General features: G+C 53.6%; 18 protein-coding genes and 1 pseudogene. 9 read left to right on the top strand and 10 right to left on the bottom strand.

Annotation, left to right across the window (positions count from 1 at the left end; translation table 11 throughout):
* The 5 genes and pseudogenes from BMW31_RS08875 to BMW31_RS08855 all read right to left on the bottom strand — a co-directional run bounded on the left by BMW31_RS08875 (window position 1) and on the right by BMW31_RS08855 (window position 5123).
* Complete coding sequence (locus BMW31_RS08875; protein ID WP_091824295.1) at window positions 1-1212, bottom strand: pyridoxal phosphate-dependent aminotransferase; 1212 nt, start codon at window positions 1210-1212, stop codon at window positions 1-3.
* Window positions 1213-1603: 391 nt separating this feature from the next.
* Window positions 1604-2488: a 4-hydroxy-tetrahydrodipicolinate synthase gene (gene dapA / locus BMW31_RS08870; RefSeq protein WP_091824292.1), complete on the bottom strand. Its 885-nt coding sequence runs from the start codon at window positions 2486-2488 to the stop codon at window positions 1604-1606.
* A 187-nt stretch (window positions 2489-2675) separates the two neighbouring features.
* A pseudogene (locus tag BMW31_RS08865) lies at window positions 2676-2828 on the bottom strand (EamA family transporter); the annotation flags it as partial.
* Between the two features lie 10 nt (window positions 2829-2838).
* Window positions 2839-3609 carry a tRNA pseudouridine(38-40) synthase TruA gene (gene truA / locus BMW31_RS08860; RefSeq protein WP_091824289.1) on the bottom strand — a complete coding sequence of 257 codons (771 nt, stop codon included), beginning with the start codon at window positions 3607-3609 and terminating at the stop codon, window positions 2839-2841.
* Window positions 3606-5123 (bottom strand): ComEC/Rec2 family competence protein, encoded by a 1518-nt coding sequence (locus tag BMW31_RS08855; RefSeq protein ID WP_091824286.1) that lies wholly within the window; start codon window positions 5121-5123, stop codon window positions 3606-3608. Before BMW31_RS08855 ends, truA begins: the two co-directional genes overlap by 4 nt.
* Window positions 5124-5361: 238 nt before the next feature.
* Between BMW31_RS08855 and BMW31_RS08850 the strand changes: the two genes are divergently transcribed.
* Window positions 5362-6153 (top strand): EFR1 family ferrodoxin, encoded by a 792-nt coding sequence (locus BMW31_RS08850; protein ID WP_091824283.1) that lies wholly within the window; start codon window positions 5362-5364, stop codon window positions 6151-6153.
* A gap of 25 nt (window positions 6154-6178) precedes the next feature.
* Window positions 6179-7942, top strand: a complete 1764-nt coding sequence (locus BMW31_RS08845) for a M6 family metalloprotease domain-containing protein (RefSeq protein ID WP_091824280.1) — start codon at window positions 6179-6181, stop codon at window positions 7940-7942.
* Between the two features lie 104 nt (window positions 7943-8046).
* On the opposite strand, the gene BMW31_RS08840 is transcribed toward BMW31_RS08845, so the two are convergent.
* From BMW31_RS08840 to BMW31_RS08825, 4 genes are all read right to left on the bottom strand, one after another.
* The gene (locus BMW31_RS08840) at window positions 8047-8721 is read right to left on the bottom strand and encodes a YggS family pyridoxal phosphate-dependent enzyme (RefSeq protein ID WP_091824277.1); all 675 of its coding nucleotides are present in this window, start codon (window positions 8719-8721) and stop codon (window positions 8047-8049) included.
* On the bottom strand, window positions 8721-9239 hold the full coding sequence (locus BMW31_RS08835; protein WP_091824273.1) for a DUF4494 domain-containing protein: 519 nt from the start codon (window positions 9237-9239) through the stop codon (window positions 8721-8723). The genes BMW31_RS08840 and BMW31_RS08835 overlap by 1 nt, the downstream gene beginning before the upstream one ends.
* 432 nt (window positions 9240-9671) lie before the next feature.
* Window positions 9672-10214 (bottom strand): rubrerythrin, encoded by a 543-nt coding sequence (rbr, locus tag BMW31_RS08830; RefSeq protein ID WP_091824270.1) that lies wholly within the window; start codon window positions 10212-10214, stop codon window positions 9672-9674.
* A gap of 108 nt (window positions 10215-10322) precedes the next feature.
* A complete protein-coding gene (locus BMW31_RS08825; protein WP_091824265.1) occupies window positions 10323-11363 on the bottom strand; it encodes a type I asparaginase in 1041 nt (346 codons plus the stop codon).
* Window positions 11364-11447: 84 nt separating this feature from the next.
* Here BMW31_RS08825 and BMW31_RS08820 point away from each other — a divergent pair, with 84 nt between their 5' ends.
* The 5 genes from BMW31_RS08820 to carB all read left to right on the top strand — a co-directional run bounded on the left by BMW31_RS08820 (window position 11448) and on the right by carB (window position 20136).
* Complete coding sequence (locus tag BMW31_RS08820; protein ID WP_091824262.1) at window positions 11448-12779, top strand: glucuronate isomerase; 1332 nt, start codon at window positions 11448-11450, stop codon at window positions 12777-12779.
* A gap of 189 nt (window positions 12780-12968) precedes the next feature.
* Window positions 12969-13769, top strand: a complete 801-nt coding sequence (locus BMW31_RS08815) for a polysaccharide biosynthesis/export family protein (protein ID WP_091824259.1) — start codon at window positions 12969-12971, stop codon at window positions 13767-13769.
* Between the two features lie 87 nt (window positions 13770-13856).
* A complete protein-coding gene (locus BMW31_RS08810) occupies window positions 13857-15752 on the top strand; it encodes an amidophosphoribosyltransferase (protein WP_091824256.1) in 1896 nt (631 codons plus the stop codon).
* Between the two features lie 75 nt (window positions 15753-15827).
* Entirely contained in the window at window positions 15828-16904 is a 1077-nt protein-coding gene (gene carA, locus BMW31_RS08805; protein ID WP_091824446.1) for a glutamine-hydrolyzing carbamoyl-phosphate synthase small subunit, read from the top strand.
* 7 nt (window positions 16905-16911) lie between these two features.
* Window positions 16912-20136, top strand: a complete 3225-nt coding sequence (carB, locus tag BMW31_RS08800; protein ID WP_091824253.1) for a carbamoyl-phosphate synthase (glutamine-hydrolyzing) large subunit — start codon at window positions 16912-16914, stop codon at window positions 20134-20136.
* Between the two features lie 434 nt (window positions 20137-20570).
* Here carB and BMW31_RS13470 read toward each other — a convergent pair whose 3' ends face one another.
* Window positions 20571-20744: a PG1828 family lipoprotein gene (locus BMW31_RS13470; RefSeq protein ID WP_177166298.1), complete on the bottom strand. Its 174-nt coding sequence runs from the start codon at window positions 20742-20744 to the stop codon at window positions 20571-20573.
* Window positions 20745-21021: 277 nt separating this feature from the next.
* Here BMW31_RS13470 and mtaB point away from each other — a divergent pair, with 277 nt between their 5' ends.
* Window positions 21022-22386, top strand: a complete 1365-nt coding sequence (gene mtaB / locus BMW31_RS08795; RefSeq protein ID WP_091824250.1) for a tRNA (N(6)-L-threonylcarbamoyladenosine(37)-C(2))-methylthiotransferase MtaB — start codon at window positions 21022-21024, stop codon at window positions 22384-22386.
* Window positions 22383-23399, top strand: coding sequence for a glycosyltransferase family 2 protein (locus tag BMW31_RS08790; RefSeq protein WP_091824247.1), 1017 nt, complete (start codon window positions 22383-22385; stop codon window positions 23397-23399). The genes mtaB and BMW31_RS08790 overlap by 4 nt, the downstream gene beginning before the upstream one ends.
* Window positions 23400-23440: the final 41 nt, after the last annotated feature.

Genomic DNA, 23440 nt, shown 5'->3' with positions numbered 1-23440 from the left:
TTATGCTTCTTCGTCCGTAACCCGGCCCGGATAAGCCTCCAGCGCCTTGCGGAGCACCAGCAGGGCGCGTTCCAGATCCTGGCGCTTGAGCACGTAGGCTATGCGCACCTGGTTGCGGCCGGCTCCGGGCGTGGTGTAGAAGCCCGCTGCGGGCGCCATCATCACGGTTTCGCCCTCGTAGCTGAACTCTTCCAGGCACCAGCGGCAAAACTCCTCGCTGTCGTCAACGGGCAGCTTGGCCACCGTGTAGAAGGCTCCCATGGGGATGGGGGAGTACACGCCGGGAATGCGGTTCAGCCCGTCTATGAGGCATTTGCGCCGCTCTACGTACTCGTCGTACACCTCGCGGTAGTAGCTCTCCGGTGCATCGAGCGAAGCCTCGGCCACTATCTGCCCGATGAGGGGCGGCGACAGGCGCGCCTGACAGAACTTCATGACGGCCTTACGCACCTCTGCGTTCTTCGTGATGAGCGCTCCGATGCGGATGCCACACTCCGAGTAGCGTTTTGATACGGAGTCTATTAGCACCACATTGTTCTCTATGCCCTGCAGGTGCATGGCACTTATGTAGGGACTTCCCGTGTAGATGTATTCCCGGTACACCTCATCAGAGAACAAGTAGAGGTCGTATTTCTTCACCAGGTCGCGTATCTGGTTCATTTCCCGGCGCGTGTAGAGATAGCCCGTGGGGTTGTTGGGGTTGCAAATCATGATGGCCTTGGTGCGCTCATTGATGAGTTCTTCGAACTTCTCCACACGTGGCAGGGCGAAACCCTCGTCTATCGTGGTGGCAATGGTGCGTATGGTGGCCCCTGCCGAGACAGCAAAAGCCATGTAGTTGGCGTAGGCCGGCTCGGGTATAATGATTTCGTCGCCCGGGTTCAGCGTGCTCATGAAGGCAAAGAGCACGGCCTCCGAGCCGCCGGAAGTAATGATGATATCGTCGGCGGTTACGTTGATGTCGTATTTGCTGTAGTACCGGGTCAGCTTTTCCCGGTAGCTCCTGTAGCCCTGACTGGGCGAGTATTCCAGCACCTTGCGGTCTATGTGCTTCAGCGCATCAAGCCCGCATTGCGGCGTGGGCAGGTCGGGCTGCCCTATGTTGAGATGGTAAACCCTGATGCCTCGGTCCTTGGCAGCCTGCGCAAGGGGTGCGAGCTTGCGGATGGGTGATTGCGGCATCTCCAGTCCTCGTATGGATATATCAGGCATATTCTCTTTGTTACTTATCCTGCGCGGATGCTTTGCATCTGCGTTCAGGGTGCAAAGATAATGAATTATATTTGGAACAGGCAAACAAACGGCGATATTTCGCGCGGCCTTTCGTAAAGTGCGGCGGCATGCAAGCAGTAAACGCCCGCCGGTGCAGGTATCTGTCAAGCCTGCCGAAGGCCAGCTTCAAGGAGGTTGAATGATAGCTTCAACGGGCTTGAAGGACACATGCCTGAACTTTCGACAAGTGTCGCACGATGGTGTGACACCTGTCAAACGATTGTGCGACACTTGTCGAAAGTTCCCGAAGCATGCCTTTTGGCCCGTAGAGCCATAAAAAAAGCTCCCCCGATGGAGAGCCTTTGGCTGTGCATGTTGCAAGGATTGCGCGTCAGATGCGCAGCTCCTTGAGTATGGCCGACATCTTTTCCTTGGTGGCAATGGTGGTGGGAACGAGCGGCAGGCGCAGCACGTTGTCGATGAACCCCATGTCGTTGAGCAGTGCCTTGACGCCGGCCGGATTGCCGTCGACGAAGAGCAGCTTGTACAACTCGGTAAACATGTGGTGTATTTTGCGTGCCGGCTCGTACTCGCCCTGGAACTCCAGCCTTATCATTCGCGAGAACTCCTTGGGCAGGGCGTTGCCTATCACGGAGATAACACCGGCTGCACCGCTGGCTATCATGGAGAAGGTGAGGGCGTCGTCGCCGCTGATGACGTCGAAGTTGGCCGGTTTGTTCTTGACAATCTCATCTACTTGCTCCAGCGAACCGCTGGCCTCCTTCACTGCAACGATGTTGTCGCACTCGTTGGCGAGGCGAATCAGCGTCTGCGGTTTCAGGTTCACGCCCGTGCGGCCGGGCACGTTGTACAGCACCAAGGGCAGCTGGCTGGCTGCGCTGATGGCCTTGAAGTGTTGGTACAGGCCCTCCTGCGACGGCTTGTTGTAGTAAGGACAGATGCTGAGAATGCCGTCTACGCCGCTCCAGTCGGTCTGCCGTATTTCTTCTGTCACCGCTGCCGTGTCGTTGCCGCCGCAGTATTTGAGTATGGGCAGCCGCCCCTGGTTCACGTCTTTTACCAGTTGCGTAATCTTGTCCTTCTCTTCACGCGTCAAACAGGGCACCTCGCCCGTCGTGGCCAGTATGCAGAAAAAGTCGGCTCCGTTGTCTATCTGGTATTCAACGAGGCGCTTCAGCGATTTGTAGTCAACCGTTCCGTCTTGATTAAAGGGGGTGATGAGGGCTGTGCCAAGCCCTTTGAAGATATTGCGCATGCTATAGCTGTTTTTTGTATTGTGTCATGTAGTGTAGGTTCTCCAGTCGTTGTTACTCCTGAAATGCGAAAACTGCCCTCGGTAGTTCACGCATGCAAAAATACGACTTTTTTTATAATCCGAAAAGAAAAAGCCTCAAAAAGAAACAGTTAGGCCGCGTATTGTGGACTTATCTTGTAATTTGTCTCTATCTGCTGCCTATCCACAGGAAAACCATACCTGCCAATACCAGCGCCAGGTCCAGGGCTTTGGCCTTGAGATTCTTCTCGTGGAAGAGGAGCGCTCCCAACATGAAACTCACGATAACCGACCCTCTGCGCACCATGCTCACGATGGATAACTTTCGGCTTTTATCGTTCGGCGTTCCCGTATCTGATGTCCCACAGGAAGAGGGCATTGCCCGGCATGCTCTCGCCGGCGTTGGAGCGCGAGCCGGAAGCGATGATGTGGCCGAATTCCTCGACCGATATGCGGCCCCGGCCCACGTCAACCAGCGTTCCCACTACGGCCCGCACCATGTTGCGCAGAAAGCGGTTGGCCGTAATGATGAAGCAGTAGCGGCCCTCGTCGTCGCCCTCCACAGCCGTCCACCGGGCCTCGGTTACATGGCAGAGGGTGGTTTTTACGTCGGCGTGTGCCTTGCAGAAGGCGCCGAAATCGGCTACCTTGAGCAGTAGTTGGGCGGCCTCGTTCATCTTGCCGAAGTCGAGCTTATAAGGCATTTCGTAGGAATAATGGCGCAGGAAAGGGTTGCGCTGCGTGTGGATATAATAATGATAGGTGCGCGAAGTGGCCGAGAAACGGGCATGCAGGTTGGCAGCCACGGGCTCAATCTTGCTGATGGCAATGTCGCGGGGCAGCATGCGGTTCAGGCGGTAGGTTGTCTGGGGGCAGTCAATCGGTGTATCCGTGTCAAAGTGAGCTACCATCAGCCGGGCATGCACGCCTGCATCCGTGCGCCCGGCGCCCGTTACCTGTATGCCGGCAGCATCGGTAGGGCGGAGCAGTGTGGTGAGTTTCTGTTCCAGAACCTGCTGTACGGAGATGCCGTTGGGCTGAACCTGCCATCCGTGATAGGCGGTGCCGTCGTACGAAAGATATACGAAGTAGCGTTGTGTCATCTTGGGTGCAAAGTTAAACAAATAATTCTATACACACAAAGGATGATGATGTAAATAGCCGCAACCTGCCAGTGGTTGATGCGGATGTTCTCAATGGAGGCGCCGGGCAGTGCCGACAGCCACGACAGACTGCCGTTGAGCCATCCTGTAACAGTGCCTATGACCGTGGCAGTGGCATGCTGCAGCCACGGCAGTGGACTGGTGGCAAAGAACAGCAAGGTAAGATACAGAACGGCGGTGGCCAGCGGTATGGCTACGAAGTTGGTGAGTAGGAAGTACGAGGAGAAGCGACTGAAGTAGTACATCGTGACGGGAAACACCCCCAGCTGTGCGGCAATGGAGACTTCGGTCATGGATACAACCCACCTGATGCCGCGCCTCTGCAGTACCGGAGCCGTGAGGAAGCGCTCCATCAGCGGCACGAACAGCAGGATGCCGGCCACGGCCAAGAACGACATCTGGAACCCCACGTCCCACAAAGCCAGTGGGTTCTGGAGCAGAATGAGGAATGCGGCCAGCGCCAGCGAGTTGGGGGAGAAGGACCGCCGGCGCAACAGAATGACGATGGCGTAGATGGTCAACATGACGGCCGAGCGTATAACGGAGGCCGACATGCCCACCAGCACGGTGTAGCTCCATATAGCCGAGAGGATGAGGAACTGCCGCAGCAACTCCTGCCATTGGCTCCTGTAGCGGCGTCCGCCCGTGAGCATGGCCAGTATGGCATAGATAATGCCGAGATGGAGACCTGAAAGAGCCAGGAGATGTGATGCTCCGGAGATGGAATAATCATTGCGCACATCGTTGGATATCAATGATTTGTCGCCCAAGGTCATGGCCGTCAGCACAGCTTCCTGCTGTCCGTCCAGGCCCTGCATGCGGTATCGGTCGATGAGTTTGTTGCGGAATTGCAGTGCCCGTAGCCGCAACCGCTCGAATGCGGACAGCGGAGCCAGCTTCACCCTTGCCTTCTGCCAGTCGGCATAATAGATGAAGGTCTGCGCCCGGAAGCCATGAACGCGCAGCCAGCGCACATAGTCGAAGTTTGCGTTGGGATAGAAGTTCCGGGGCTCCTGCAGCACGGAGGTGGCCCTGATGCCGTCGCCCAGGTGGATGCGTTGCCATCTGTTGTCGACGGTATCACGCAGGATGGAGGCTTTCACTTTATGAGTGAGCCCGTTGCTGATGACCATCAGGTCGCACTGAATGACCTTTCCGTGTACCTGCGGGTTGCTTAGCAGCACGGCTTCGTAGCTCACCGGGGCATCTGTCAGCATCACTCGGTTTTCTTTCTCGTGCAGGGCGTGGACCCAGATGCCCATCAGCATGACGGCCGCATACAGGCAGCAGTTCTTCAGCCCGTTGCCCATACGGTGCGCGAACTGCACCAGAAGCAATGGCAACAGGCACGCCGGCCACACCCACACGGGAACAGCGGGCCGGAGATATTCACCTGTCAGGATGCCTGTCATCAGTGACACGGTAACAAATACGAGCACATAAGAGTCCTTCATCCGTTATTTTTCAAGGTACATCTGTAGACAACGCAAAGATAGAAAATATATTTGAATAATCGCGGAGTGTGCCTTTCTTTTTGCTGCAGGCTGCCGGCAACCCTGCTGCAGCTGCGCTGGAAGAAGCCGGGGACAGTCAGAAGAGGTAAGCAATGAAGCGCAGTTAAGCCGCTGGCAGCCTGTGTTGAAAAGCCTGTATTTATTTTGTCAATTCGATAAATATGCCTACCTTTGCGCCATGATATTCTATTTCTCAGGTACAGGTAATACCCGCTGGGCTGCCAAGGCTTTGGAGCAGCAGTTAAATGAAGAGCTTATCTACATTCCGGACGTGATGAACGGCGACTGTAAGTTCCGGCTCAAGGAAGACGAAATGATAGGTTTCGTGTTCCCCATTCATGGCTGGAGGCCGCCTCAAATTGTGCGTCGGTTCATCCGCAAGCTCCGTTTGGAAGATGTGGAGGCCGCCTCACACCATTATGTTTATGCGCTCTGTTCTGCCGGCGACAGCATAGGACTGGCTATGGATTATATAGAACGCGAGCTTGCCGACAAGCAGCTGCAAGCCGATGCCGAGTTTTCGCTCATCATGCCCGAGTCGTATGTGGGCTTGCCCTTTATGGATGTAGACTCCAAGGAGCGAGAGACGGCGAAGAAAAAACAGGCCGAAGCCGACCTTGCCGCTTTTATTGACGACATCAGAAACCGTAGAACGGGCATCCGGAAGCTAAAGAAAGGCCCCATACCCGGCTTTTTCAGCGGGCCTGTGGGTGGCTTCTTCGAGAAGCATCTCATTACAGACAAGCCCTTCCATGTCGTCAGCAGCCGCTGTGTAAAGTGCGGCATCTGCGCTGACGTGTGCCCTACGCACGACATCATCGGCGGACTTGGCAGCGAGCCGCAGTGGAAACACGAGGGCGACTGCCTGAGTTGTTTCACTTGCTACCATCATTGTCCGCATCATGCCATCGAATACGGCGGCCGGACAAAGCACAAAGGCCAGTATTTCTTCGGCCGGACCAGACGATGAAATCAATTAAACCGGAACCGTAAATATGAAGAAATTTCTACTTACCTGTTGTTTATTCCTGTCCTGCGTGGCTCTTTTTGCCGCCAAGGCGTTGCCTACCCCCGTGCTTGTAAACCAGAGTGACGGCAGCGAATTGTGGGTTGTGGGGCACGGCGACGAGCATTTTAATTGGGTAACAACGACCGATGGCGTTATCCTGAAGCAGCAAGACAAAGCCTACTATGTAGCTGCCATCAGCGAGCAAGGCGAGCTTTCGGCAACCGACCAGCTGGCTCACCAACCCGAGTTGCGCCTGGCGGCAGAGCTGAGAGCCATCGCCCTGCAGGAGGAAAGCAAGATTTATTTTGACCGGAGGCTGTCGGCGCCGGTTACGCGGGCACCCATCAACCGAGAACCTATCCAGCAACAGCAAAACTTCTTTACACATACGGGACAGCCGAAGGCACTCGTGCTGCTTGTGGAATTTGCCGACACAGTGTTCAAAGAGAAAGATCCAGTGGCCAGTTTCGACCAGTTCCTGAACGGTGAAGGCAGGCCCACAGACCTTGGCTTCGGTGAGGCAAGGAACTACAAGAGCGTGAGCTCGTACTTTGAAGACATGAGCTTTGGCCAGTTCAAGCCCGTTTTCGATGTGAAAGGGCCCATTAAACTCACCCAGCAATCAGCCTATTACGGCAATGGAAAGGGCATGTCGGTATTGTTTACGGATGTGGTGAAAGCCTGCGACGGCGACATCAACTTCAAGGATTACGATGCCAATGGCGACGGAAAGGTAGATGTTTGCTGCATCATCTACGCCGGCTATTCGGGCAGTATGACCCAGAACAAGGCCGACATTTGGCCCAATTCGGCCGCAGTAAGCGTGTCTACCGGCGATGGAGTAACGGTTTCACGTTACTGCGTGACAGGAGAAAGGAACGGAACGCCGAAGTCAACAGTCCAGTCCATTGCCGGCATCGGCATCTTCTGCCATGAGTTCAGCCATACCATGGGCCTTCCGGATATCTATGCAACCAACAGTGAGATGCAAACACACGATAACCAGAGCATGGAATACTGGGACCTGATGGACGGAGGCGAATATCTTTCAAGCGGAAGAATGCCCACTCCCTATACTGCTTGGGAGCGTGAGGCCTTTGGCTGGATGGAGATAGAAACGCTCTCTACGCCCCAGCAGGTTGCTCTTGTGAACATAGACGAGGGCGGAAAGGCCTATCGCATCAAGAACGACCAGGATGCCACGGGCAATGAATACTGGATACTGGAGAACATTCAGAACACGAAATGGAACCAGGCACAGCACGGTAAGGGCCTCATTATTTACCATGTAGATTACGATAAGACGGCTTTCTCGCTGCCTACCAACAACGTGAACAACACTGCAGGTCATCCCCGCTTTGCCTTGGTGCCGGCCGACGGCAAGTGCCTGGCATCGGCCAATGCGACAGATGCTGATACCTATTACGCCGAGTTGGGCGGAGACCCGTTCCCGGGAACGAAGAATGTGAAGGAGATAGCAGCCAACAGCACGCTGCCCAACATGAAAGCATACAACGGAGATTTTACCTTCAGGCTGCCAAACATCAACGAGCTGGACGGAACGGTGTATGTTGACTTCAACGAAGTTTTCGCCACCACGGGCCTTGACCGGGTACAGGAAACCACGCCAAGCGCACGTAAAGCCGACGACCGCATATTCACGCTCGACGGTATCTACGTTGGGCGCGACTTCGAACTGCTGCCTGCAGGCGTGTATATACAGAACGGCCGCAAGGTGGTTAACAAGTAACGAAGCTACAGCATGATACAACGAAAAGGCTGACCGGTGAGGTCAGCCTTTTCTGTTTGCCAGTTTTCTGAATTGTGCGGATGGCACAGTGCGTAGCAAGAGTATCAGTACACGCGAGGACCAAAGATGGAAGTGCCCACCCGCACCATGGTAGAACCGTGGGCGATGGCCAGCTGATAGTCGTGACTCATGCCCCAGGAACGCTCGCAGAAGGCGTCGTCGTCCTTGAAGTAGGTCTTCTTGCACTCATCAAAGAAGGCGGCAGCAGTGTCAAACTCGCGCGCTATCTGCGCCTCGTCGTCCACGTTGCTGGCCATCATCATCAGTCCGCAAATTCTTACGTTGTGCAGTTCGCGCCACTCGCCGCCGTCCAGCAGCTCCCTTGCTGCGCCGAGGGTGAGGCCGTACTTGGTTTCTTCTTCGGCTATGTGGAGCTCCAGCAGCACGTCGATGGTGCGGCCGCACTTGGCTGCCTGCCTGTTTATTTCGCGTAGCAGCTTCATGCTGTCTACGGCGTCTATCATGGAGATGTAGGGTGCAACATACTTCACCTTGTTGGTTTGCAGGTGACCGATGAAGTGCCACCTGATGTCCTTAGGCAGCGACCCTGCCTTGCGCGAGAGCTCCTGCTCTCTGCTTTCGCCGAAGAGGCGCTGACCCTGGGCATAGGCCGCCTCAATGTACTCGTTGGGGTGGTACTTGCTGATGGCAACCAGTCTTACTCCTTCGGGCAGGTTGGCCAGCACCTCGTGTAAGTTTCTTGCTACATCAACGTCCATTATTTTTCCTCCTTGCCCGCTGTTTCGGCCTGTTCGTATTCCGGCTTGTCGCCGGCAGCAGTCTTGCCGGCCGGTGCGTTGTGCTCATATACATCCATTATCTTGGTTTCGCTGATGTTGGCCACCACGTAGTCAATGGCCGTTCCGCCCATCACCTCGTCCAGATTCTTCAGCGCCCCGTTAATGGTGGCGGCCTGTACGAGATAGTTCACGCTGGTGCGTTTTTCCTTTCCTTTCTCCTCGTCGATGGTGATAAAGGTCAGCTTGGCCTTGTACCAGCGGTCGTCACTTTCGTTCTCGCTGAAGAAAATCTCGCCGTAGGCGGCGGGGGTGATGTTCTTTACCACGAACTCTCCGCTCACGAGCGACGACATCTCGGTCGTAATGGTCTCCTCGGCCTCGCCGAAGCTCAACGCATCTACTACGTATGTTTCAGTTACCTTGGTGTTCATGCCGTCGTCGCCGGCACGCTCGTACTTAACCGTTGTTTCAAACCAGTTGGCTGTTCTTGCTCTCATTTCTGTTTAATATTGATAGTTCGGATTGCAAAGATAAGCCAAATCGGGAGAATACACAAACATACAACTGCATTTTTTGCTGCCATTTTAATGTCTGCCGGCGGGTGTGCAACCAACGGTAACAGCGCCGAAGGCAGGACAACAGGCACGAGTAAAGGTTGTTAGGAGGGTGGTTCAGAGGTGTTGATGGGCATGAGCAGGAACTTTCGACAAGTGTCGCACGATTATTCGACAGGTGTCACACCATCGTGCGACACTTGTCGAAAGTTCCCGAAGCATACTTCCCGCTATTTTGACGGAGGCTGGCAATACCCATTAAGCAGGCGTTCTGCACCGTTATCGGTTATCGTGCGCGGAGAAAAGAGAAAGGGCCGGCGGAGTTGTTGCTCCGCCGGCCCGGCTTGCTTGATTAGCTGATGTATGTGCAAGTGCTTAGAAGTTCTCGGGCTTCAGTTCGAAGAAGCTCTGCGGGTGGGCGCATACGGGGCACACCTGGGGAGCCTTGGGGCCGATTACTACATGGCCGCAGTTACGGCAAACCCAGATGGCGTCGCCGTCGCGGGAGAACACGAGGGCGTCCTCGATATTCTTCAGGAGCTTGCGATAGCGCTCCTCGTGGGTTTTCTCAATGGCTGCAACGCCACGGAACTTGGCTGCTATCTGCGTAAAGCCTTCTTCTTCGGCATCCTTGGCCATGCGGTCGTACATGTCGGTCCACTCGTAATTCTCGCCTTCGGCAGCAGCTTTCAGGTTTTCTTTGGTCGACTTGAGGTCGCCGCCTTCAAGGTATTTGAACCACAGTTTGGCATGTTCTTTCTCGTTGTCGGCCGTCTCCTGGAAGATAGCTGCAATCTGCTCGAAGCCGTCCTTCTTTGCCTTGCTGGCAAAATAGGTGTACTTGTTGCGTGCCATACTCTCGCCTGCAAAGGCTTCCTGCAGGTTTTTCTCTGTCTTTGTTCCTTTTAATTCTTTCATTGCTGTTCGCTAATTTAAATTGTATCGTTTATGATTGCAGTGCAAAAATAGCACTTTTTGGACTTTTGACCAAATAAAGTAGTTGTAAAAAGTACAAATTAAGTCTTTTTAAGGGAGTGATATTTCGCCGGCGATGGATTGGTTCATGAGGCTGCGGATGGTGGTAGCGTCCGAGTAACGGGCCTGCAGATACATGAGTTTGGTTACGGCCGCTTCGACCGTACTGTCGTAGCCGCTGATGATGCCGGCATTCTTAAGCTGGAATCCGGCATCGTATCGGGCCATCTCAACGCGTCCGCTCACGCATTGGCTGATGTTTACGATGATGACACCGCGCTCCGATGCCTCGGTTAGAATCTTCATGAGCCACAAATCCTGGGGCGCATTGCCGCTGCCGAAGGTGCGCATGATGATGCTGCGCAGCTGTGGCGAGCCAAGCACATGGCGCACGATGTCCTCCTGTAAACCGGGGAAGAGGGAGAAAACGATGGACCGGGAGTCCATCTGTGTGTGTGGAATCATGGGTCGGCTGTAGTCGGGCGTGAGGATGTTATGGTCGTGGAAGTCGAAGTTTACGCCTGCATCGCAGAGGTGAGGGTAGTTGAAACTGTCGAAAGCATCAAACCCGTCGGCATTCTGCTTGGTGCTCCTGTTGCCGCGCAGCAAGTGTCCGCTGAAGTAGATGCACACCTCGGGAACCATCGGGGTGCCGTCGGCATGGTGAGCGGAAGCCAGTTCGATACTGGTGAGCAGATTTTCCTTGCCGTCGGTTCGGAGCTGTCCGATGGGCAGCTGGCTGCCGGTGAGGATAACGGGTTTGGTCAGGTTCTCGAGCATGAAGGACAGGGCAGAGGCCGTATAGGCCATGGTGTCGGTGCCGTGCAGAATGATGAAGCCGTCGTAATTGGCGTATTCGGTGGCTATGATGTTAACGAGCTGTGCCCATATCAGGGGCGACATGTCGCTGGAATCTATCGGGGTGGAGAACTGGCGGACTTCAATGTCGGTCTTGAGGTAGTGGAATTCGGGCATGTGCTCAAACAAGTGGTTGAAATCGAGAGGCTCAAGTGCATTGGTATCGGGGTTGATGTCCATGCCGATAGTTCCCCCGGTATAGATGAGCAATACCTTATTTAATATATTGGACATGTCTTGATGGTGATTGATTGTTAATTTTCAACGCAAATATAGCTCTTTTTTATTAAATCGCAAAAAATAATGTAAATTTGCAATATGAAAAAGTTTATGGATCAGGATTTCCTGCTGGAGAGCGAGACCGCACGCCAGCTGTATCACGGACATGCAGAACCTATGCCCGTGATAGACTACGACTGCAGGCTCGACGCACGTAAAGTGGCCGAGGACTATCGTTTTAAGAGCATCACGGAGTTGTGGATTGAGGACGATATCAGCAAGTGGAACATCATGCGCATGAACGATACCGACGTGGAGAAGCTGAAAACCGGGGGCGACGACTGGCAGAAGTTCAGCAAGTGGGCCGAGGCTGTTGGCAATGCCCTGCGTAACCCCATCTACCACTGGACACACATGGAGCTGAAGCGTATCTTCGGTATCGACAAGCTGCTCAATAAGGATACAGCCCGTGAAATATACGAGGAATGTAACCGCAGGCTGGCTGACGCGGACTTCTCCGTGAGGGGCATCATGCGGAAATTCAACATGGAGTGCATCGGGAGCGAGGAAGACCCGACCGATGACCTTAGCTTTCATGAAACGATGCAAGGCGGAGAGGGCGCAGCCTGCAGTCTAACGATGCTGCCTGTGTGGCATCCAGTGAAGGCGCTGAACATAGAAGGCGACGGCTATGCTGCCTACATACACCGGCTGGAGGAAACAGCCAATACGGAAATAACCAGCTATCGCGACCTGATGGACGTGCTGCAGGCGCGGCATGAGTATTTTCAGGCTCACCACTGCGTAGTTTCCAATCTGGATATCTACGAATTCAGCGACGAGGCTCACACAGACTCGCAGATAGAAACAATATTTGAGAAAGCCATGCGCGGCCAGTGCCTGCCCGAATTTGAAGTCAAGCAATACAAGCACAGCTTCCTGCGGCGCATGTCGGAAATGGACTTTGAGTCGAACTGGACACAGCAATATCACCTGTGGTCGGTTGACAGCACACAGGCTGCACGCGCCATGTACCGCTATCTGCACGGTCTCGATGAGGAAGGCAGGCTGCCAAGAACCATCCTGTACAGCCAGTCGCCGAATGCCAACGACATCATCGCCTCCATGCTGAGGACCTCAAGCAACATCCAGTTCGGGCTGGGGTGGGGGCTGAACAACCAGGCGGAGAACATGGTTCAGCAAATTAACACGCTCTCGTCGCTGGGGTTGTTGTCGCGTTCCATTGGCGTAAAGTCGGCAGCGCGTTCGTTCCTTGATTTCTCCTATCATGAATATTTCCGCCGCCTGCTGTGCAACATGATTGGCAATGATGTGGAGCGGGGAATCCTGCCCGATGACAGCGACACGCTGAACCGTATGGTGGAGAATATCTGTTACCATAATGTAAAGAACTATCTGTGGACTAAATAGCTCTGCGCAGACGGTGTCCTGCTGCTGTGGAGGCTGTCGCTCATTCTTCGCCTCATGGTTATCGCAAGGCATGAAAAACTGCGACTTGCTGTTTTTGCCACAATTATTCGAGGAAACATTTGCTAATTCAAAAAAATAAATTTAATTTTGCAGTGTTTTTATACGAATGTAACATATACTTATATAAATATGAAGAAAATACTTGTTCCTTTCGTCGCTTTGATGATGATATTGCTGGTTGGCAGTTGTGCAGGCAGCAAGAAGGTAGCTTACTGGCAGAACGCAGACTCCATCAACTGGGCTGCAAGCCGTGGTTTGTACGATGCTAAAATCATGCCCAAGGACATGCTGACCATTACGGTTAATACAACAGACCCTGCAGCAGCTGCGCCGTTCAACCTTTCGGTGGGGAGCACGGTTGGTACCAGCGGGCAGCTTACAAGCGGCGGAGGCTCTTTACAAGGCTATCTGGTAGACAATGAAGGTTATATTAACTTTCCTGTAGTAGGTAAGGTTCATGTAGAAGGATTGACAAAGAATGAGTGTCAAGATGAAATTGCGGCCAAGATAAAACCATATATGGCAGCCCGCGAGAACCCTATAGTAACGGTACGAATGGCCAGCTATCGCGTAACGGTTACCGGCGAAGTTAATAACCCGGGCGTGATTCCGGTTAACACCGAGAAAATGAGCGTAGTGGAAGCACTTGCCCAGGCTGGTGACTTGACTCTCTACGGCAAGCGCGACAATGTAATGTTGATACGTGAAGATGCTAATGGGCAAAAGAGTATGCACCGATTGAACTTGAACGACGCTAATCTTTTCAGTTCGCCATATTACTATATGCAGCAGAATGATATTCTATATGTAGAGCCCAACGGCGTAAAGGCCAAGAGTTCTGGAATTGGAGCCTCAACAACCATCTGGTTCTCGCTTATCGGTATTACGACTTCCGTAGCCTCGCTGCTGGTTAATATATTACGAAATTAAATAACGATGATAATTGGAAATGAAGAATGACTAATGGTTTAAAAACATTGCATTCTTCATTTTTTTATGAATGGGGAGATATTCTAAATGGAGCCTTTGAAGCATGAATGTGGTATTGCACTTGTCAGACTGTTGAAGCCGCTTAGCTATTACCAGCACAAGTACGGTACTTGGATGTACGGACTCAACAAACTCTACCTGATGATGGAGAAAGAACACAATCGTGGTCAGGAGGGTGCAGGAATTGCCTGCGTAAAGTTGGATACGGAACCCGGTAACGAATACATGTTCCGAGAGCGTGCAGAGGGAAAGGATGCCATAACGGAGATTTTCCGAAACGTACGCGGGGCATATAAGAATGTTGATGAGGAAAAGCTGAAAGATGCAGATTTTGCCAAATTGAACCTGCCTTTTGCCGGAGAACTCTATATGGGGCACCTGCGTTACTCTACAACCGGAAAAAGTGGTTTGCAGTATGTGCATCCGTTTCTGCGCCGGAACAACTGGAAAGCAAAGAACTTGTGTATCTGCGGTAACTTTAATATGACGAACATCGACGAGATATTCAGCACGCTCACTAAGCAGGGACAATGTCCGCGCATCTACAGTGACAGCTACCTGATGTTGGAGCTGATGGGGCACAGGCTCGACCGCGAAGTGGAACGAAACTTCGTTGCTGCACATGCCATGGAGTTGGAGGATGAGGATATCACGCGCTACATTGACAATCATGTGAAGATTAGCAATGTGTTGAAGACTTCAATGAAGAACTTTGACGGTGGTTATGCGGTGTGCGGATTGACAGGTTCGGGCGAGGCGTTCGTCATGAGAGACCCTTGGAACATCCGTCCGGCATTCTATTATAAGAATGATGAGATTGTCGTGGTGGCATCCGAGCGCCCCGTTCTTCAAACAACTTTCGACTTGGAGTGCAGTGATGTTCAGGAACTGAAAGCTGGTGAAGCCATCATCGTAAAGCGAAACGGAGAATGCTCCTTGGAGCAGATTATCGAGCCGAAAGCTGATGCCGCCTGTTCTTTTGAGCGCATCTACTTCAGCCGTGGGTCCGACAGAGATATCTACAAAGAGCGTAAACAGCTCGGTGCACAGTTGACTCAGCCAATACTCAAGGCCGTTGATTACGATACGCAGCATACTGTTTTCTCCTTTATTCCTAACACTGCCGAGGTTGCCTTCTACGGACTGTTGCAAGGGTTCAGGGATTACATACACGAGAAAAAGATAAAAGCCATCCAGAGTTTAGGCCATCAGCCTACCCGTGAAGAGCTGGACAGCATTCTGTCCGAGTCGGTGCGCATGGAAAAGGTAGCTTGGAAAGATATCAAGTTGCGCACGTTTATCACGGAGGGAGCAGCCCGCAACGATTTGGCTTCCCACGTGTATGACATCACCTATCAGAGTCTGACGCCGCATGAGGACAATCTCGTAATCATTGATGACAGCATTGTCCGCGGCACAACACTTAAAGAAAGCATCATCCGTATCCTGGATCGCCTCCATCCCAAGAAGATAATCGTAGTCAGCAGTGCGCCCCAAATCCGCTATCCTGATTATTATGGTATCGATATGTCGCGCTTGGAAGAGTTCTGCGTGTTCCGTGCAACCATCGAATTGCTGAAAGACCGTGGCATGTACGACCTGATAGAGACCACCTACCGGAATTGTGTCGAGGAGGTGAAGAAACCTAAAAACGAGATGCGCAACTGTGTTCGGGACATCTACCAGCCGTTTACCGTCGAGGAAATCAATGAGAAGATCGTGGAGATGCTACGCCCCGAGGGCGTGACAACGCCGATAGAAATCGTATTCCAGTCAATAGAAGGACTGCACGAAGCCATCCCCAACCATAAGGGCGACTGGTATTTTACGGGCAAATATCCCACACCGGGCGGCACAAAGCTCTGCAATCAGGCTTTTGTCAACTATATTGAGAAGGTATACCAATACGAACAGAAATTCTAAAAAGCATGGAACCGGATACTGACGGCAAGTAACCAGCCCCCTGACCACCTCGGTTCCAACTTAAAGATGATAAAGATGAAGAATGTAACACTTGTTTTATCCGACGGTACAAAGTTTCATGGCAAGAGCTTTGGCTATGCTGCTCCCGTTGCCGGAGAGGTCGTATTCAACACTGCCATGACGGGATATCCGGAGAGTTTAACCGACCCTTCCTATGCCGGACAGTTGATGACGCTCACTTACCCGCTTGTAGGAAACTACGGCGTGCCTCCTTTCACGATGGAGGAAAACCACCTGCCAACCTACATGGAGAGTGACAAGATATACGCATCGGCCATCATCGTGGCCGATTACAGTGAGGAGTATTCTCACTGGAATGCCGTAGAGAGCCTGGCCGACTGGCTGAAGCGTGAGCATGTGCCGGGCATAACGGGCATTGACACGCGCGAACTGACGAAGGTGTTACGTGAACATGGCGTGATGATGGGCAAGATAATCTTTGACGATGAACCCGACAACGTGCCCCAGGCCGATTATGAAGGCGTGAACTTTGTAGACAGGGTCAGCTGCAAAGAAATCATCCGGTACAACGAGGGAGCTGGAAAAAAAGTCATCCTCGTTGACTGCGGCGTGAAAGCCAACATCATCCGTTGCCTGATTAACCGCGGAGTGGAGGTGGTGCGTGTACCTTGGAACTATGATTATACGGGCATGGAGTTCGACGGACTCTTCCTTGCCAACGGCCCGGGTGACCCTGATACATGCGAGGATGCAGTGAAGATAATCCGCAAGCAGCTGTCTCTTAGCCGCAAGCCAATATGCGGCATCTGCATGGGTAACCAGCTTCTGGCCAAGGCAGCCGGTGCAACCATCTACAAACTCAAGTACGGCCACCGCAGTCATAACCAGCCGGTACGGCTTGTGGGCACCAATAAGTGCTACATAACCAGCCAGAACCACGGTTACGCCGTTGATGCCAAAACGTTGGGAAGCGATTGGGAAGAGCTCTTCGTGAACATGAACGACGGTTCCAACGAGGGCATCCGCCACAAGGAGAATCCCTGGTTCACCTCGCAGTTTCACCCCGAAGCCTGTTCTGGTCCTGTGGATACGGAGTTCATGTTCGATAAATTTGTAGAAACACTAAGGTAAAGACAGCATGAAAGACGAAAATATCAAGAAAGTTTTGTTATTGGGTTCCGGCGCCCTGAAGATTGGAGAAGCCGGCGAATTCGACTATTCCGGCTCCCAGGCCCTGAAGGCTTTGCGCGAGGAAGGAGTCTCTACCGTACTCATCAACCCCAACATTGCCACCGTGCAAACATCCGAAGGCGTTGCCGACCAGATTTATTTCCTCCCCGTGCAGCCTTATTTCGTTGAACGCGTCATTGAGAAGGAGCGCCCCGACGGCATCCTTCTGTCGTTCGGCGGGCAGACTGCCTTGAACTGTGGTGTTGAGCTTTACCGGAGCGGAGTGCTCGATAAATATAATGTGAAGGTGCTCGGCACACCCGTTCAGGCCATCATGGATACCGAGGACCGTGAGCTGTTTGTCGAGAAACTCAGGGAAATCAAGGTCAATACCATCAGCAGCGAGGCTTGCGAAAACATTGAGCAAACCCGCAAGGCAGCCCGCGAACTCGGCTATCCCGTCATCATTCGGGCCGCTTACGCCTTAGGAGGACTCGGAAGCGGATTTGCCGATAACGAGGAAGAACTGAACAAACTGGCCGAAAAAGCCTTCTCGTTCTCTCCGCAAGTGCTGGTGGAGAAGAGCCTGAAGGGATGGAAGGAGATAGAATACGAGGTAGTTCGCGACCGCTACGACAACTGCATCACGGTTTGCAACATGGAGAACTTCGACCCGCTGGGCATCCATACCGGCGAGTCAATCGTTATTGCTCCGTCGCAAACTCTTACCAACAGCGAGTATCACAAGCTGCGTGCACTCTCCATCAAGATAGTGCGCCACATCGGCATCGTAGGCGAATGTAACGTGCAGTATGCCTTCGACCCACAGAGTGAAGACTACCGCGTCATCGAGGTTAACGCCCGTTTGAGCCGCTCGTCGGCTCTGGCATCCAAGGCCACGGGCTATCCGCTCGCCTTCGTTGCTGCCAAGTTGGGCATGGGCTACGGCCTTTTCGAGCTCAAGAACTCCGTTACCAAGACCACGAGTGCTTTCTTTGAGCCGGCTCTGGACTATGTGGTTTGCAAGATACCACGCTGGGATTTGTCCAAGTTCCGTGGCGTTGATAAGGAGTTAGGCTCCAGCATGAAGTCGGTGGGCGAGGTGATGGCCATTGGCCGAAACTTCGAGGAAGCCATACAGAAAGGCTTGCGCATGATAGGGCAGGGCATGCACGGCTTCGTTGAAAACAAGGAGTTGGAAATTCCCGACATTGATGCAGCCCTTCGAGAGCCTACCGACAAGCGCGTGTTCGTTATCTCCAAAGCCATGCACAAAGACTACACCGTCGACCAGATACACGAGCTCACAAAGATTGACAAGTGGTTCCTGCAGAAGCTGAAGCATATCATCGACATAGACGAAACACTGAAGAAGCGCAATGTCAACACGCTCGACAAGGAGCTGCTGCGCACGGCCAAGGTCAACGGTTTTACCGATTTCCAGATTGCGCGGGCCGTAGGTTTGGAGAATGAGATAGCCAATATGCACAGAGCCACGCTCGTTATACGCAACCTGCGCAAGAACTATGGCATCCTGCCCGTGGTGAAACAGATTGATACCTTGGCTGCCGAATACCCTGCACAGACCAATTATCTCTACGTAACTTATGCCGGCGTAAAGAGCGATGTGGCGAGTTACAACGACAAGCGCTCCGTTATCGTACTCGGTTCGGGTGCCTATCGCATCGGCAGCTCCGTGGAGTTCGACTGGTGCGGCGTACAGGCACTCAACTCGATCCGCAAGGAAGGCTACCGTAGTATCATGATAAACTACAACCCCGAGACTGTTTCAACCGACTACGACATGTGCGACAGGCTCTACTTCGATGAACTCACGTTTGAGCGCGTGATGGATATCATCGAGTGGGAGAACCCCTACGGCGTCGTTGTTTCTACGGGCGGACAGATTCCCAATAACCTGGCCATGTGGCTCGATGCTGCCAACGTGCCCATACTGGGCACCGCGGCCAAGGACATAGACAATGCTGAAGACCGCGCCAAGTTCTCGGCCATGCTCACCCGTCTGGGCATTAACCAGCCCGAGTGGAGTGCCCTTACCAGTATGAGCGACATTGACAGCTTCGTGGCTCGGGTGGGTTTCCCCGTCCTGGTGCGCCCCTCGTACGTGCTTTCGGGTGCTGCCATGAACGTATGTTCCAATGCCGACGAGCTGGGCCGTTTCCTTCGTCTGGCTGCCAACGTAAGCGAAGACCATCCCGTGGTGGTCTCCAAATTTATTGAAAACGCCAAGGAGATAGAGATGGATGCCGTGGCACGCAACGGCGAAATCATGGCCTACGCCATCAGTGAGCACATCGAGTTTGCCGGAGTGCATTCAGGCGACGCCACCATCCAGTTCCCTCCGCAGAAACTTTACGTCGAAACGGTACGCCGCATCAAGCGCGTGAGCCGTCAGATAGCCTCTGCCTTGCACATCAACGGCCCCTTCAACATCCAGTTCATGGCGCGCGAAAACGATATACTCGTCATCGAATGCAACCTTCGGGCCAGCCGTTCGTTCCCCTTTGTGAGCAAGGTACTGAAGCTGAATCTCATCGAACTGGCTACCAAGATTATGCTGGGGCTGCCCGTCGAGAAGCCTAACAAGAACCTCTTCGACCTCGATTACGTTGGCATCAAGGCCAGTCAGTTCAGCTTCAACCGCCTGCAGAAGGCCGACCCCGTATTGGGAGTCGACATGAGCAGTACGGGCGAAGTGGGCTGTCTGGGCGATGATACCAACCAGGCATTGCTCAAGTCGATGCTCTCCGTAGGCCATCGCATCCCCAAACACTCCGTGCTCCTCTCTACGGGCGGTGCCAAGCAGAAGGCGGAGATGCTCGATGCGGCCAAGATGCTGAAGCAGCATGGCTACGAACTGTATGCAACCGGCGGCACGTCGAAGTACCTGGACGAGAACGGAGTAGAGAACACGCGCGTCTATTGGCCGTCGGACGAGAACTGCGAGCCGCAGGCGCTCACCCTCATGCGCGACCGCCGGATAGACATGGTGGTGAATATTCCGAAAGACCTGACGCCGCGCGAGCTGACCAACGGTTACAAAATCCGCCGCACGGCCATCGACCTCAACATCCCGCTCATTACCAACAGCAGGCTGGCCAGTGCTTTCATCACGGCGTTCTGCACGCTTCGCCCGCAGGATATTGACATTAAAGCCTGGGGCGAATATTAAACAAGAAGCCCGTCAACTTATCGCAAGGAAGTAAGGAGGCCATCTCCTTATCGCAGTGAGGCCATCTCACTATCGCAGTGAGGCCATCTCACTATCGTAGTGATGCCATCTCACTATCGTAGTGAGGCCATCTCACTATCGCAGTGAGGCCATCTCACTATCGCAGTGAGGCCATCTCACTATCGTAGTGAGGCCATCTCACTATCGTAGTGAGGCCATCTCGTTACGAAAAAGAGCTATGCTTTGAGCCTGTTGAAGCATAGCTCCTGCAGAGTGAGAGCTATGCTTCAAGAGGGTCGGAGAGCCCGTCGCAGACGTCAGCCTTTCCGCTCAACTGCCGCCGGACGGCATCGGGCCCCTACCCGTATAAACAAAAAAACCGCCCGGAACTTGGTTCCGGACGGTCGTCTCTCATTTTTCAGTTCGAGCTATAATTACTCAGCTGTAGCAGAATCAGTTGCTGCAGAGTCAACAGCTGCAGAATCGGCAGCAGAGTCAACCATTGCGGTGTCAGAGTCAGCGCCCTCAGCAGGAGCTGCAGTTTTGTTACCACAAGATGCGAAAGAGATAGCTGCGATAGCTACGAACATTAAAACTAATTTCTTCATTTTCTTTGCTTTTTAAATCTGTAAAACAATCATTTGTTTATTAAAACATTGCAAAGGTAAGGCTTTTTTCGATATGCTGTACTTTTTTTTGTGTTTTTTTTTGGTCTGTTTTGTAACTAATTTCTAATCCATTGAATATCAACAGCTTGCAAATAGTTAATAGAGGTTAAAGTATTTCGCGTGCTTCAACACCGCGTTTAAAAAGGGTTTAAAGGGTCGTTTTTTCTCCTTTATTTTGTATCTTTGCAACTCCAATCGGATATACATTATTATATATATGATAGATACGAGTGCCTTTCAGGGTAAAACTGCCAAATACTATACGCTGGGCTGCAAGCTCAACTTCAGCGAGACCTCAACTTTCGGCCGGCTGCTGCAGGACATGGGTGTGCGGACAGCGGAGAAGGAAGAGCGCGCGGATATATGTCTCATCAACACTTGCTCGGTTACCGAGGTGGCCGACCACAAGTGCCGGCAGGCCATTCACCGCATGGTGAGGGAGAACCCCGGCTCCTTTGTCGTGGTGACGGGCTGCTACGCCCAGCTCAAACCCGACTATGTGGCGCGTATAGACGGGGTAGACCTGGTGCTGGGCAGCAACGAGAAAGCCGACCTGGTGCAGTATCTCTCCAACGCCTGGGCCACCAGAGACGGCACTGCTCGTAATGCGGCAGGCGGCAACGGGGCGTTGCATGAGTTCCATTCCGTCAGGACCAAAGATATCACATCGTTCCAGCCTTCGTGCTCCAGAGGCAATCGCACGCGCTATTTCCTCAAGGTTCAGGATGGCTGCAACTATTTCTGCACCTACTGCACGATACCTTATGCCCGTGGGTTCAGCCGCAATCCTACCATCGCTTCGCTGGTAGAGCAGGCCCGGAGGGCAGCGGCAGAGGGCGGAAAGGAAATCGTGCTGACCGGCGTAAACATCGGAGACTTCGGCGAAACCACCCACGAGCGCTTCATCGACCTCGTCAGAGCACTCGACGGAGTGGAGGGTATCAGCCGCTTCCGCATATCGAGCCTGGAGCCCGATTTGCTGACTGACGAGCTGATAGACTACTGTGCAGGCAGCCGGGCCTTTATGCCGCACTTCCATATACCGCTGCAGAGCGGCTCTGATGAGGTGCTGCGCCTCATGCACCGGCGCTATGACACGGCGCTCTTTGCCCACAAGATACGGCTCATCAAGGAGAAAATGCCCGATGCCTTCATTGGGGTGGATGTAATGGTGGGCTGCCGTGGCGAGCGCCCGGAACTGTTCGAGGAGTGTTATGAGTTCCTGGACTCGCTGCCTGTAACCCAGCTCCACGTGTTCCCTTACTCCGAGCGGCCCGGCACCAGCGCGCTGTCCATTCCCTACGTGGTGGCCGACAAGGACAAGAAAGCGCGCAGCAACCGGCTCCTGAAGCTGTCGGACGAGAAGACGCATGCCTTCTATGCCGCCCACATAGGGCAGGAGGCAGAGGTTCTCTTTGAGAAAGCGGCACGCGGAAAGGCCATGCACGGTTTTACGCGTAACTACATCCGCGTGGAGCTGAGCGCCCGTGAAGCACGCGAGGAGTTCGACAACCAGCTGCTGCGGGTGCGGTTGGGCGAGTTCAATCATGCCGGAACGGCACTCAAAGCCATACTCTTATGAAGCTGGCTATCGTCATACTGAACTGGAACGGGCAGGCTATGTTGCGTACGTATCTGCCTACGGTGCTGGAATATTCACGCGATGAGGCCACTGTCTTCGTGGCCGATAACGCTTCGACCGATGACTCCATGACTATGCTCCGCCGTGACTTCCCTTCTGTCAAGACCATTCAGCTGGAGCAGAACTGGGGCTTTGCCGACGGCTACAACAAGGCGCTGGCCCGAATAGAGGCCGATTACTACCTGTTGCTCAACTCGGATGTGCAGGTAACGCACCACTGGCTGACGCCGCTCATCGAGTTTATGGACAACCATCCGGAGTGCGCCGTCTGCCAGCCCAAGTTGCTCTCGGTGCACGACAGGGACAGTTTTGAATATGCGGGGGCGTCGGGCGGCTATCTCGACAAGTACGGCTACCCCTTCTGCCGCGGCCGGATTTTCGATACGGTCGAGGTTGACAACGGACAGTACGACTACCGCACGGAGGTGCTCTGGGCAACGGGCGCCTGCCTGATGATACGCAGTGAGGACTATTGGCGGGTGAACGGGCTCGACGGTCGCTTCTTTGCGCACAACGAGGAAATAGACATGTGCTGGCGGCTGCGGCTGCTCGGCCGCAAAATCTACTGCATACCGGAGAGCTACGTGTACCATGTGGGGGGCGGGACACTGCCCAAGGGCAACCCGATGAAGACCTTCCTGAACTTCCGCAACAACCTCACCATGCTCTACAAGAACCTACCCGAGCAGGAACTCCGTCACGTTATGCGCTGGCGCTGGTTCCTGGATTACCTGGCGGCGTTCGAGACTTTGATAGTAAACAGGAACGTGGGCGACTTCAAGGCCATATTCCGGGCCCGCAAGGCTTTCCGCAGCTGGCTGCCTGATTTCAAGGAAGACAGGGCGCGGATACAGGCATCGCGTGTGGTGGAAACCGTCAGCGAGCGGCGCCAGTTCAGCTTGCTGTGGCAGTATTACGCCAAAGGCAGAAAGCATTATGCCGACTTGCCCTGACCGCCTGGCGGCCTGCGGGCTTGCCGCAAGCCGACTGTAAC

Origin of the sequence: Prevotella sp. kh1p2 (genome assembly GCF_900111525.1) — a bacterium.
Lineage (GTDB): Bacteria > Bacteroidota > Bacteroidia > Bacteroidales > Bacteroidaceae > Prevotella.
This window is presented reverse-complemented; position numbering and strand designations above follow the sequence as displayed.